This is a genomic window from Sphaerochaeta sp. UBA5849 (assembly GCA_002432715.1).
In the GTDB taxonomy this organism is placed as follows: domain Bacteria; phylum Spirochaetota; class Spirochaetia; order Sphaerochaetales; family Sphaerochaetaceae; genus Sphaerochaeta.
In genome coordinates this window covers 15,491-27,942 of record DJGJ01000073.1, presented here as the reverse complement: position 1 = coordinate 27,942, position 12,452 = coordinate 15,491, and the positions used below count along the sequence as shown (strand labels likewise).

Genomic DNA, 12,452 nt, shown 5'->3' with positions numbered 1-12,452 from the left:
GCCATCGCTTGGATGAACTTCAGCATATTGTTGATACAGTAACAATCATGCGCGATGGAAGATTCATATTGGAAAAACCCTTTGCTGATATGACGTTGAATCAAATCATATCCAATATGGTTGGAAGGGAAATCAAAGAGAAATTTCCTCGGATCCATACGAGCAAAGGAAGGAAAATTCTCTCGGTTCAAAATCTTTGCGCAGGAAGAATGGTGAGAAACATCAATTTGGATGTCTATGAAGGTGAAATTCTCGGTATTGCAGGACTCATGGGAGCGGGCAGGACTGAAACCACCCGGGCAATTTTCGGAATCGATCCAAAACAGAGCGGAACCATTACATTGGACGGGAAAGAACTGACAATTCACTGCCCCCAGGATGCAATCCGAGAGGGACTCGTGCTCGCACCGGAAGACCGCAAGAAGGACGGACTCTGCATCAAACTATCCATTCGAGAAAATATTGCACTTCCAAATCTGGACAAGCTTTGCAATGCCTTTGGCATTGTAAACAGAAAGAAAGAGGATGCAATGGTTGCACAGGTTGTCAGGGATTTGAAAATCAAATTATCCGGACCTGAAGCAGACGCCTCGTCTCTATCTGGTGGAAATCAACAAAAAGTGGTAGTAGGCAAATGGTTGGCCCGGAACAGTAAGGTAGTGATTTTCGATGAACCAACCCGGGGCATTGATGTTGCTGCAAAAGTAGAGATATATCAATTGATGAATGAGTTGAAAAAACAGGGGATTGCAGTTCTATTTGTTTCAAGCGAGATGCCTGAGATTCTTGGTTTTTCCGACCGTATAGTAGTCATGTGTGATGGAAAAATCACCGGTTCCTTGCTTCAGGAGCAGGCAACACAGGAAAAAATCCTTGAGCTGGCGACTCGGTTTGAAAATAAGTTTGCATTGGAGCGTTAAGGGGTAGGCCATGTTAAGTGTGATGAAAAGACCGTTGAAAAGAATATTGGCAATTCGAGGCATCGCCCAGGTGCTGACGGTTACCATCGGGCTGATTATTTTGTGCATCGTGTTTGGCATTATGAACCCGATTTTCTTCTCTTCAAGGAATGTTGCCAATCTTCTGCGCCAGATTGCTCCAATTCTTTTGATCGGTATAGGTCAGTCGTACGTCCTGATCACGGGCAATATCGATCTCTCCATCGGATCGGTCGTAGGCATGAGTACCATGATCAGCGCCACCCTGATGACTAAAGGGATGGCTCCATCAGCTGCAGTTTTCATCACCATCATATGCTGTCTGGTCGTGGGGCTTTCCAATGGGCTTCTGGTAAGTTTCGCAAAGCTTCCTCCTTTCATAGCAACGCTGGGGACTATGACAATTGCCCGGGGAATCGCTCAGATTGCAAACAACAACTACAATACTGACTCGATTGGTGAGGCAGCCCAAGGGTTTCGCGATTTTTTCTATTATGGAAAAACATTGGGACTTTACAATACCATCTGGATAGCCATCCTGCTTTGGTTGATCTTCAACTTCCTGCTTACCAGGACTAAGAGCGGAAGACATATTTATGCCATCGGATCCAATGCGGAAGCTGCCAGGCTAAGTGGAGTGAACCTTGTTTCCACAACGACGAAGGCCTATCTCGTCTCAGCCTTTGTAAGCTGTATTGTAGGGCTTATCACCACGGCAACCAGTGGTATGGGTACCATGGACGCAGGAAACAGTTATGAGCTGTATGCCGTCGCTGCCTCGGTTATCGGCGGTGTATCAACACTCGGTGGGCAAGGCCTGCTCTTCGGAACGGTTATCGGTGCTTCAATTTGGGGAGTATTGCAGAATGGCCTGCAATTTGCAGGTGCTCCTGTTGCCATTCGTAATATTGTAATCGGGGTCATTGTGGTAGTTTCAGTCTTGCTTGATGTCATTGTTCGCTCAGGAAATGTAGCCAAGAAGAAAAAGAGTGCATCTTCAATGTGAAAACAATCACGGAAAGTGATGTAGATAAAGGAGTAATAAGTATGAAAAAGCTAAGTTTGGTGTTGTTGGTATTGCTTGTTGTGAGTGCAATGTTCGCCCAGGGAACCAAAGAAAGTTCCGACTATAAGGTGTATCTGATCACCATGGACCAGATGGACCAACACTGGGTGAATGTAGACAAGGGAGCACAGAAGGCCGCTAGTGAATTGGGAGGAATTGAATACAAGTGGCTCGCTCCTGATGTAAAGGACGATGCAAAGCAGATTGAGTGCATCAATAATGCAGTTGCTGGTGGTGCTGACGCCATTCTGCTTGCAGCAAATGGACCGAATGCTGTGACAGCTGCTTTGAAGGAAGCCGCAGATGCAGGCGTGATTATCATATATGTAGACTCTGCAGCAAATTTCCCTGCTGTTCAGACACTTGCAACCGATAATACTGCCGCGGGAACCACTGCCGGAAAAGAAATGTTGAAGGAGTTGACTGCAAAAGGTGTCAAGAGTGGGAAAATCGGTGTTATTTCTGTAAACAGCGCAACAGCGTCCACGGTAGCTCGTGAAGCAGGTTTCAGAAAAGCTTTTGAAGGTACCGGGTTTACAATTCTCGAGACACAATATTGTGATGGGGATGCGGCAAGGTCCAAGGATATGAGTGCCAACTTTATTACCCAGGGTGTTGTAGGGCTCTTTGGTGCAAATGAAGGCTCCACAGTAGGCGTCGGAAATGCAATCGCCGAAGCAGGCAAGAGTGTCATCGGTGTCGGTTTTGACAAGAGTGATATGATTCTTTCTTTGATCAAGAACGGATACTTGCTTGCCACCATGGCTCAGAATCCCGATGTGATGGGATATGAAGGCATGAAAACAGCATATAAGGCATTGAAGGGTGAAAAAATCAGTCCTGAGTATTTCGATACCGGAGTCTCCGTACTGACCAAAGCATCCTTGTGATCACTGACTGCGTATGGGCTAATCAGGGAGGGGCAACCCCTCCCTTGATTATTTGCTCGGATATGAGTATAGTAATAATACCTCAATGGAGTAATCCAAAGGGGGTGTTTCGGTTTCGACTGGCGGAAGATCAGGCCAGGGGCTGCAAGCGGAGCGCCAACTCCTGAAACTAGCAAAAACAATTAACTGCCAAAAAAGAAGACGAAGTCTCCTTCGACGCAGAATACGCCCTCGCTGCTTAACAGCACGATGACGTACAGGTCCGAATACTGCCGCTCTTAAGTATCGGGAGCCTGTAAAAGTAAGGGCTAACCCTTTCTAAGGCCTATGGAGGAAGGGAACACTACAGTAGGATACAGAAGATGTACGTTTTGCCCGTGAACCTGACGTCTTCTGGAAATATTGATCACAGGCTAAGCTTGTAGACGTCACTGGGTGGCACGTTAGGACGGGGGTTCGAATCCCCCCACCTCCAAAACACCGAGACCGGATTACTCAATGCATGAGTGGTCCGGTTTCTTTTGGTCCACCTTCAGTGGGCGACATAAGAAAGGATAGGTATGATACTTCCCCTGTTGGCCGTTCTCTTCGGCTTGATCGTCCTGGTAATCAGTTCCGATCGTTTTGTTGATGGTGCTGCCGCGACAGCCCGATATTTTGGAATGCCTTCCTTGCTCATTGGAATGGTCATTGTAGGCTTTGGCACAAGTGCACCTGAAATTGTCGTTTCAACACTTGCTGCAATCCAAGGTAATCCAGGATTGGCCATAGGTAATGCATATGGTTCGAACGTTGCGAATATCGCGCTCATTTTAGGATTGACAGCTTTGCTCAATCCCGTGCAGGTCAGTTCTAAGATCCTGAGAAAAGAACTTCCTATTCTTACCTTAATAACCCTGCTTTCGGTAGGGTTGCTCCTTGATTTGGAATTTTCCTCGTTTGATGCTGCAGTCTTGCTCTTGTTGTTGGCGCTTCTTATGGTTTGGACCATTTTCAATGGCCTGAAAAAGGAACCGGATGCATTGGCTGTTGAAGTGGACCAGGCGGTACCAAAGCCGTTGACTCTGAAAAAAGCCTTGCTTTTTCTGATATTTGGCTTGCTCTTTCTCATTTTGAGTTCGCGAATCCTTGTTTGGGGAGCCGTGGAAATTGCACAGCTCTTCGGCGTAAGTGATTTAGTCATCGGCTTGACAATTGTAGCAGTGGGAACATCGCTGCCGGAGCTGGCTTCATCAATCCTGGCTGCCAAAAAAGGCGAGCATGATATTGCCATGGGCAATGTCATCGGTTCAAACCTATTCAATTCAACCGCTGTAGTTGGCGTTGCAGGTGCAATCAAACCCTTTACCATAGATGGTTTGGTCCTCAGGCGAGATATGCTGGTGATGACACTGCTTACCATATCACTGTTTATCATCGGATATGGGTTCAGAAAAAACAGGCAGGGAAGGGTGAATAGATTCGAAGGAGCAGGACTGCTCATTGTATACGCAATCTATACAATCAGCCTGATTCGAACCGCATAAAACGAACTGTCAGCCTTTTGGCTTCCCATATGTCAGGGCATATTGCAATTTATGCAAAAGCTTGAACCCCTCCATAGCGTGTTCAACTTCCATTTGGTATCGCTTGATATCATAATCGACCCTGCAGATTTTACACGTAGCAACGCCCTCTTTGAGACTGAGGAGGGCATAGCTTGCACGGACATCCCCGTCCAGCGAATAGCCCACAGCACCAGGGTTGATGAATCGAATTCCGTTTCTCTTGAAATCTGCAGGAATATGGGTGTGGGCATGCAACACGATGTCCACTTGTTCATCAGATAATTGTTTCTCCAATGCAGGAGCAAATGGAATATTCTGGTACAAGCCTTCATTCATGCTGTACGGTGTTCCATGACAGCAGAGGAAAGAAAGCCCTTCAAGTTCCATGCGTTTTGTGGCGGGGAAGGCAGCCAGTTGTTTTTTTGCTTGGGTGTTCATGCGTATGTCAGCATATTTGACAAGCTTCAGCATGTCTTCATCCGCTGGAGATTTCCCATTCAACTCGGAGATTTTTTCCAGGTTCAGATCAGTGTTGCCTTTTATTGCTACGATTGGTTTTTGCTCCATGAGCAAGTCAAAACACATCTGTGGATCCAACCCCATGAATACAAGATCTCCAAGGAATATTACGTTGTCTGCGCCAGAGGCCTTAGCATCAGCAAGTACCGCTTCGAAGGCTCGAAGGTTTCCATGGATGTCACTCAGCACAGCACACTTCATTTTGCTACCTCCTCTGTAGTATATGCAATTACTGTACCATACGACCTTGGACAAGGAAACCTTTGCACCGGCCAACTATCATCACTTTCTTGCTTGCAGAAAGTTTAGAACCAATTGCAATAAGACCGAAAGCGATATATTGTTTTCCCGGTGAGGGTGGTGGGGATGAATACTCGCGCGATTCGAACGTTTCTACAGAAGGAACCAGTGCTTGCAATAGCCATGGTGCTTGCATTTTTTTCTCTCTTTCTCGTACCTCCGAGCTTGGAGTATATCGACTATATTGACTGGAAAACACTTGGTTGCTTGTTCTCTTTAATGGTTGTTGTTGCAGGTTTTAGGAAAATGTACTTGTTTACCAAGCTTTCTTCGATCCTCCTGACTTTTGCACATAATCCGCGTCAGGTCAGCCTGATTTTGGTGGGTGTCACCTTCTTTTCCTCCATGCTCGTAACCAACGATGTCGCCCTCATCACCTTTGTTCCGTTGACCATTGTCGTTTTTACGTTGTGCAAGGAGACAAAACCGATTCTCTTCACCATTGTCCTCCAGACGGTTGCAGCCAATGTCGGCAGCTCCCTTACCCCGGTCGGCAATCCCCAAAACCTTTTCATCTATTCGTATTACCACCTCAGCCTTGTCCAATTTTTCATTACCATGCTGCCGTATGTCGTATCCGGCGGGATCCTGACAGTCATTCTGCTGGCTTGCATTCCCAAACACTCTGAGACCTTCAGCTTGCAGGTACAGGAAGTCAAGCCGATCCACAAACCTACGCTTCTTCGCTATACGCTTTTGTTTCTTCTTTCTCTTTCTGCAGTCTTTGATATCGTCCCTTGGCCGATCGTCGTACTTGTCGTAGTTGTCGCAAGCGAGAAACTCTTGCTCAAGGATGTCGATTACTCCTTGTTGCTTACGTTCGTGGGTTTCTTCATTTTTGTGGGAAACATCGGTCATCTCAACCAGGTGACCGATTCATTGACTAGACTGCTGCTTGGCCGCGAGTTCTTCGTATCATTGCTAGCCAGCCAGCTCATCAGCAATGTGCCAGCAACCCTGTTGCTGGCACAATTCACCGGCAATGCCACTGAACTCCTCAAAGGAGTAAATGCAGGAGGTTGCGGTACACTCATCGCATCCATGGCTTCAGTTATTTCCTTTAAAATGTTCGCCCATTACGACGCTAAACACACGCTTGTGTATCTAGGAGTCTTCACCCTCGCCAATATGCTTTTTGTTGTTTTGTTCCTCGTCATCCATCTGTTCTGGTGACGGCAGGGATTGGTTGATCAAGGGGAGAATATTCTTTTGCTGGGCAAGAGCGACACTCTTCAGACCCCGTTGACTCAAGTGCGAATACAGATCGCTGAGCTGTTGGCTGCTATGTCCTATGGTCATCCGCAGCACATGCTCATCAACCGACCCCCTGAGCAGGGTGTTGGCCATATGCCGCAAACTGTGAAAGGTGATGTTTCTCTCTTTCAAATCAGACTCTGAAAAGATTCCGGAATGTATGAGTTCCTGAGAGAATCGTTCGCTGAAATAGTGGCTCGACACCACTGCTCCGTTTCGCTTGCTCCAAAAAACCAAGTTTGGCATGGAAACGAAAGGGTTCTCAAGCGCCAGTTCCTTGAGTGTAGTGCAAAGAAATGCAGGGCAGGGGACATAGCGTGTCTTCTTGCCTTTCGGAGCCTTTATACCCGCCTTGTCGGCATACGCTTGGTCGATGGTAATCATATCGCTTCCAATTGCGTCATATCGGAGAGCCCGAAGCTCACCCGACCGCATGCCGGTAAGCAGTGCAACCAGACAAGCCAGGTATATTCTTCTCTCGCTCTTCTCTTTTGCATAGTGCATAAAGCCGGCAAGCTCTTGTTCACTCAGGATTCCCCGCGGAGTATGGAGACATGACAGGCTGTCCACTGCCAGAGATCGCGAAGAGGGAATGTCTCCTTTGCGTTGAGCTTCACGCAAGGCGGAAAGTACTGCTGACATGCATATGTTTATCGTTGCATGATGCAAAGCTCCCTGTTCAACCAATTGAAGCTGCAAACGTTCCAATACTCCAACAGTTACTTTAGATAGTAACAGATTCTTGTCACAGAGCGGAAACACATGGTTCTCAAGCAGGTTTTTTCTCGTCCCCATATAATCGATGGAGATACTGCCCACAGAGAGGGTATTTTTTCGTTTCACATACTCACTGACTTCCCAGGTATAGAAATCACGAAGATACGAAACCAGTGTTTGTTCTTGATGTTTCTCAAAAACGATGCCTTGCTCCAAAGCCTTCTGGCAGATGCGTATAGCTTCATCACGTCGCTTGATGGGTGAGGTTTCTACGATCCCAAGAGCCTTGCGCAGTGTCTCAACGCTTTTCTTGTTGGTGCGCTTTGCTGTGACTGGATCGCGAAAAAGAGCGTAGTAATAGACTCTTTCTCCTCGATGTATTCTGCAAAGGGTAAAAGGTGCTGGACTGGCCATTGTTCATCTCCATATTCCGCATTTGTTCAATTGCTTGTTCAATCGTCATAATCCAAGTAATTTTAATTCAATATATAATACTATATAAATCTATATTTAACAGTACTATATCAACTAGTATTTGTCCAGCAATATTTTCATCGTACTTACTTATATAGAGTAAGTACTATATTAATTAGATATAATTTTATATATTATATATAAAATGTATATGCATAGAATACGCAAAATATACATTTATATTTATTATATAACTGAAATATATAATAAAACTTAAATACACTTAATAATCATAAAACTTACATATATATGTTGATAAGATTATATAAATGCAATGTAATAGTATTACAGAAACTCATATAATGTGGCTAAGAATATATATGAAATACATTTTAAATGCAATAATATACATATACAATAAAATATGCATTGCAGATAATTTATTATGACATATACTGTGTATGTGTAATTTATAGCATGGCTTCACGAATCATGCATGCACCAAAAGATTGGTCTTTCAAACATGAAAAAAATCACCAAGGAATCATTTCCCTGGTGATGGAGAGTACTGTATTCGGATTTAGTACTGCAGCTGCTTTACTTCCCTGCGCATGTCCCTGTTCAAATCACGCTCCTTGGTTGCTGCACGCTTATCATGCAACTGTTTGCCACGGCACAAGGAGACTTGTACCTTGACCAGGTTGCCACGCAGGTAGATGGAGGTAGGGACCAGCGTAAAGCCTTTCTCGATTACCTTGCGCCTGAGTCTCTTGATCTCACTCTTGTGGGCGAGCAGTCTCCTGTTTCTATTGGGGTCATGGTTATGGATGTTCCCATGTGTATACGGCTGTATGGTAAGGCCTACCAGAGTCAGCGTTCGGTCGGTGACCGTCACGTAGCTGTCGGCAAAACTGAAACGGCCTTCACGCAACGATTTCACTTCAGTACCGACCAAAGCGATGCCGCATTCCAAATCTTCCAAGACCTCATAATTGAAGTACGCCTTCTTATTCTTCTGAAGTAGCTTGAACGTATTCTTATCTTGTTTCATTTACTCATACCAGGCAACCCGGAAACCGATAAAGTCCCCGCATGCATCAGGATCGACAACTCCAACAGTATTGGATGAGATGGTTTTCGCATCATTCAAGTAACTTCCCCCTTTCACAATCGGCTGGATAGGAAGGCCGAATCTCTGGTGCAGTGCATGGGCCTTCTGGTAATCGGTGATTCTTGCCAGGGGAATGTGGGTGGTGCTTGTCAGCTCCCATACCCCGCCGAGCAAGGAAACAGGTTCCTCCAATTGTGTGGGAATAGGGGAGAGGGAAGCTGCGAATGCAAGATTGCTGTGACTCAATGCAGCGGCTGTCCACATGCTTTCGGAAGGAATGAAGACAGTCTTGCCGGTTTTTTTGCTGAGCCAGTCGCAAAACGCCTGGGCGGCATAATAGCTGATATTGTGGATGGGCCTATTGGTAATGAACACTGTTGAGGGAGACAGTCCTGCAAGGTATGCCTCATCGACCAAACCTTGTGCTTGAAGCGCCGCTAGATTGGCTTTCTCCCACATGGGGTTCTCCTGTATAAAAAGAGCCCACTGATATTGGCTGACTTCATGGGAAGCCAAGACAAAAGCAGGAGTTGTTACTTCAACGCCCGCCTCGTTGACGGCAGGGTAGGCAAGATCAACGGTTCCACCCATGACAAACCTTGCATGAGGATAGAGATATCCAGTCAACTCAAGATCGCCTGCTTTCAGATTTCTTGCTTCCTTCTGCAAAGCAATGATTTCGCCAGGCAGGCCTGCCTTGTCAGGAGTGTTTTCCACAATGCTGTGTGCAGCAGCCAATAGTTCCTTCAAAAAGGGAGTCTGGGAAACCTGAAACTTTTGCAAAGCCTCCTGTGCGTCTGCAAGCATGGTCTCATTGGTGCAATAGAGCAGTGCCAGCTCGAGGACCTCTGCGAAGGTTTCATCAGGCACATCCATTGCGATCAAATCGGTAATGAGGTTTGTGTACACCCCTTCATACCGGGTAACAGCATCATAGTTGAGAATGGCGCCAGCTGTTTGTATCTGCTCAAGATCGTAACGGATGACCTCTCGTTTCTGCTCGGCACTCATGCTGAGTACGGGAGAGTCGGCCGTTTTGGTTCGATGAAAAAGCCACGTCAAAAAGACCGGATGGTCAACTTCCACCAAAGAGGAGGCATACGGCACGCCACCCTTCATGTAGGTGACCTCATGACTTCCGCTTTCGATAAAATACTGGTTGTCCGCAGAGCCCAGGTAGGTGCCGTCCAGCACGATGCCGCTCTCGGAAAGCGGAGCTGGGAAGGTGACGTATCGACCACCTTTGAGAATGCCGGGAAGGAACGCTATGCAAAAGATTGCTGCTGCGATAAACAGGGTATAGAGAATGAGGAGATACATGCCTGGTCTCATCGAAAAGAGGACGGGCAGTTTCACCTCCTCCACTTCTGGAAGAACGATACGTCTTTTCATACATAGTAAGGTAGCGGTCCGCCCTTGGCTTGTCAACTCAGACCTATTGTGATAGCGTGCTTGCTATGGAACAATTGTTGAGTTTTATCGAGAGAAACACCATACGGTTTCTTACCCATAGGAAGGCCTTGAAAGCCTATGAAATTGCAAACAAACCCAAACGAACCTTCATGGGCGAGGTCAAGGGATGGGCTGATGCACTGGTATTCGCCGTATTCGCAGTCCTTTTGATCAACCAATACATTTTCCAACTCTTTGTCATTCCTACACCATCCATGGATGGGACGCTCAATGTGGGCGACCGAGTCTTTGTAAGCAAAACCATCTATGGGATTGAAATCTATCCCAGCGGACCAAAAATTCTCTCCAAAAACAGACAAGTGAACCGTGACGACATCATAACCTTCTACAACCCCGAATATACCTCGAAAGGACCATTCTTCGACGTTCTTTCACAAATCATCTATATGGGCACGTTCTCTCTCGTAAACATAGACCGCAACGAGGATGGGAGCATCGCCGAACGTTTGTATGTCAAGCGCGCCATCGGCATGGGATCGGAACACATTCGGTTCAATGACGGCAATATTGAGATCAAGAAGGCAGGCTTCGCCGATTATCAGGATGACGAGAGTTTTCGTTCCTCACTGAATCTGGTCGATGGACCGCACCGCAGTATCGATGCAAGCCTTTACAGCGGCATCAAGGCATGGGGCTCGTTGTTCGGCTACCAAGAAGCGGGGTTGGACATGAACAGCGCACCATCGTACCTGAAGAGTCAATACGCATCGGTTCAGAATGACAACTATCCCGATGACATGTATGCCTTTGAAAAGGCAAAATACCGGACCAAGCATCTTTTCGATCCATCCGACAGCAGCGCAAGAAGTGCATATGCCTCCTACCGGCGCGGCATCTATGTACCGCACGACACCGTGTTGCCGTTAGGGGATAATCGAGACAACAGCCGCGACGGCAGATACTTCGGTCCTGTCTCCCAGAAGAAAATCAATGGAAGTGTGCGGTTCCTCTTCTGGCCGCTGAATAGAATCAGGTACATGGGGAATAAATAGTGCTCAGCTTCCCCAACGATGGAAATCTTTCACTCTACCTGCACATCCCGTTCTGTACCACCTGCTGCAGTTACTGTGCCTTCTACTCAGAACCGGTGGATGCGACGAAAGCGTATTTGCAACCCTATGTCGACCGGCTGGAACAGGAGATACGTGCTTGCAAAGCACGCCTTGACCGCTTTTTTACCATCTTCATCGGAGGCGGGAATCCCGGCTCACTCCCAGCTGATCAGCTGCGCCGGCTTCTGGTGGCGGCGAAAGCTGATGCAAGTGATGAAGTAACCATTGAAATGAATCCCGAAACGTTCGACGAAACCTATTTCAGCCTGTTCGCAGAGGGTTTGGTGACAAGACTGAGCATGGGCATCCAAAGCATGGACGACCCTACGCTCATACGTCTTGGACGCAATGCAAGACGAGAGGACAACCTGCGCTCAATCGCACTTGCCCGGCAGGCTCGACTGCAATACGGGATAGAGCTGTCATTCGATCTCATGGTCTGCCTGCCGGGACAAACCGTTGACTTGGCGATAGCCGACCTGCATGAGATCCTTATGCTCAGCGAATCCGATCATATCAGCCTGTACTGCCTTACCGTCGAAGAGGGCACCGAACTGGCGCTTCAGGTCGGCCTGGGCGACACGACTGTGTTGGATGAGGATGGGCAAGAGGATTTCTTGCAGAAGATGTGGTCTGAACTCAGACGCTTGGGTTTTGAACACTACGAGGTTTCCAATTTTTGCCGCAACGGGAAAAAGAGCAAGCACAATCAGGTGTATTGGAGATTGGACAATTACCTGGGACTCGGAAGCAGTGCAGCTTCCACGCTTACAGAAGGGAGTCTTGCCCGCCATTATACACAAAACCAGAGCTTGCAGGAGTTTGCCTCATCACAATGCTTCAGCGGGTATGAAGAGGAACATGTGGATGCAAACCAACAAATCGAGGAGTATGTGATGATGGCTCTGCGAACCAATGCAGGGATTGACAAGCAGGTCTTTGCAGCACGATATCAGAAGGATTTCGACTGCCTCTTTGCATCAGCAATTTCCTCACTCGATTCCTCCTGGTATTCAGACACAATCCAATTCTTTGTCTTGACAGAATATGGCTTTATGGTTATAGACGAAATCCTGCTGCGACTGGCTCTGGAAATTTCGTAAGCCCTTGACCGCCTCTACCCGTTGTGATAGCTTAATTGGGTTGAGACTAATCACGCATTCTAGAAGTT

11 protein-coding genes and 1 other RNA gene are annotated in these 12,452 nt (G+C 46.9%); 8 read left to right on the top strand and 4 right to left on the bottom strand.

What is annotated here, in order from left to right; genetic code table 11:
- The 5 genes from B3K89_RS12750 to B3K89_RS12730 form a co-directional block, all read left to right on the top strand.
- The coding region (locus B3K89_RS12750; protein WP_345907501.1) for a sugar ABC transporter ATP-binding protein at positions 1-920 on the top strand (920 nt) is incomplete at its 5' end.
- Positions 921-942: 22 nt separating this feature from the next.
- Positions 943-1,944 (top strand): ABC transporter permease, encoded by a 1,002-nt coding sequence (locus tag B3K89_RS12745; RefSeq protein WP_345907500.1) that lies wholly within the window; start codon positions 943-945, stop codon positions 1,942-1,944.
- Between the two features lie 41 nt (positions 1,945-1,985).
- Positions 1,986-2,894, top strand: coding sequence for an ABC transporter substrate-binding protein (locus B3K89_RS12740; RefSeq protein WP_345907499.1), 909 nt, complete (start codon positions 1,986-1,988; stop codon positions 2,892-2,894).
- Between the two features lie 100 nt (positions 2,895-2,994).
- Positions 2,995-3,372: a transfer-messenger RNA gene (gene ssrA, locus B3K89_RS12735) on the top strand.
- An 82-nt stretch (positions 3,373-3,454) separates the two neighbouring features.
- Positions 3,455-4,420 (top strand): calcium/sodium antiporter, encoded by a 966-nt coding sequence (locus B3K89_RS12730; RefSeq protein ID WP_345907498.1) that lies wholly within the window; start codon positions 3,455-3,457, stop codon positions 4,418-4,420.
- A 9-nt stretch (positions 4,421-4,429) separates the two neighbouring features.
- Here the strand turns inward: B3K89_RS12730 and B3K89_RS12725 are convergent, their stop codons facing one another.
- Positions 4,430-5,161 carry a metallophosphoesterase family protein gene (locus B3K89_RS12725; RefSeq protein WP_293908805.1) on the bottom strand — a complete coding sequence of 244 codons (732 nt, stop codon included), beginning with the start codon at positions 5,159-5,161 and terminating at the stop codon, positions 4,430-4,432.
- A gap of 165 nt (positions 5,162-5,326) precedes the next feature.
- On the opposite strand from B3K89_RS12725, the gene B3K89_RS12720 reads away from it, so the two are divergent.
- Entirely contained in the window at positions 5,327-6,433 is a 1,107-nt protein-coding gene (locus B3K89_RS12720; protein WP_320349795.1) for an SLC13 family permease, read from the top strand.
- Here the strand turns inward: B3K89_RS12720 and B3K89_RS12715 are convergent.
- The 3 genes from B3K89_RS12715 to B3K89_RS12705 all read right to left on the bottom strand — a co-directional run bounded on the left by B3K89_RS12715 (position 6,365) and on the right by B3K89_RS12705 (position 10,148).
- Entirely contained in the window at positions 6,365-7,645 is a 1,281-nt protein-coding gene (locus tag B3K89_RS12715; RefSeq protein ID WP_345907497.1) for a tyrosine-type recombinase/integrase, read from the bottom strand. The two genes, B3K89_RS12720 and B3K89_RS12715, sit on opposite strands and share 69 nt — an antisense overlap.
- Before the next feature lie 580 nt (positions 7,646-8,225).
- The gene (gene smpB, locus B3K89_RS12710) at positions 8,226-8,696 is read right to left on the bottom strand and encodes an SsrA-binding protein SmpB (protein ID WP_298502064.1); all 471 of its coding nucleotides are present in this window, start codon (positions 8,694-8,696) and stop codon (positions 8,226-8,228) included.
- Positions 8,697-10,148: a formylglycine-generating enzyme family protein gene (locus B3K89_RS12705; RefSeq protein WP_345907496.1), complete on the bottom strand. Its 1,452-nt coding sequence runs from the start codon at positions 10,146-10,148 to the stop codon at positions 8,697-8,699.
- Between the two features lie 65 nt (positions 10,149-10,213).
- Between B3K89_RS12705 and lepB the strand changes: the two genes are divergently transcribed.
- Positions 10,214-11,221, top strand: coding sequence for a signal peptidase I (gene lepB / locus B3K89_RS12700; RefSeq protein ID WP_345907495.1), 1,008 nt, complete (start codon positions 10,214-10,216; stop codon positions 11,219-11,221).
- Positions 11,221-12,384, top strand: coding sequence for a radical SAM family heme chaperone HemW (gene hemW, locus B3K89_RS12695; RefSeq protein ID WP_293893884.1), 1,164 nt, complete (start codon positions 11,221-11,223; stop codon positions 12,382-12,384). Before lepB ends, hemW begins: the two co-directional genes overlap by 1 nt.
- Positions 12,385-12,452 lie beyond the last annotated feature (68 nt).

Coding starts and splice junctions, on each gene's coding strand:
- B3K89_RS12715 (WP_345907497.1), bottom strand. CDS start 7,645: ATGGCCAGTCCAGCACCTTTTACCCTTTGCAGAATACATCGAGGAGAA.
- B3K89_RS12745 (WP_345907500.1), top strand. CDS start 943: ATGAAAAGACCGTTGAAAAGAATATTGGCAATTCGAGGCATCGCCCAG.
- B3K89_RS12705 (WP_345907496.1), bottom strand. CDS start 10,148: ATGAAAAGACGTATCGTTCTTCCAGAAGTGGAGGAGGTGAAACTGCCC.
- B3K89_RS12725 (WP_293908805.1), bottom strand. CDS start 5,161: ATGAAGTGTGCTGTGCTGAGTGACATCCATGGAAACCTTCGAGCCTTC.
- B3K89_RS12720 (WP_320349795.1), top strand. CDS start 5,327: ATGAATACTCGCGCGATTCGAACGTTTCTACAGAAGGAACCAGTGCTT.
- smpB (WP_298502064.1), bottom strand. CDS start 8,696: ATGAAACAAGATAAGAATACGTTCAAGCTACTTCAGAAGAATAAGAAG.
- B3K89_RS12730 (WP_345907498.1), top strand. CDS start 3,455: ATGATACTTCCCCTGTTGGCCGTTCTCTTCGGCTTGATCGTCCTGGTA.
- B3K89_RS12740 (WP_345907499.1), top strand. CDS start 1,986: ATGAAAAAGCTAAGTTTGGTGTTGTTGGTATTGCTTGTTGTGAGTGCA.
- lepB (WP_345907495.1), top strand. CDS start 10,214: ATGGAACAATTGTTGAGTTTTATCGAGAGAAACACCATACGGTTTCTT.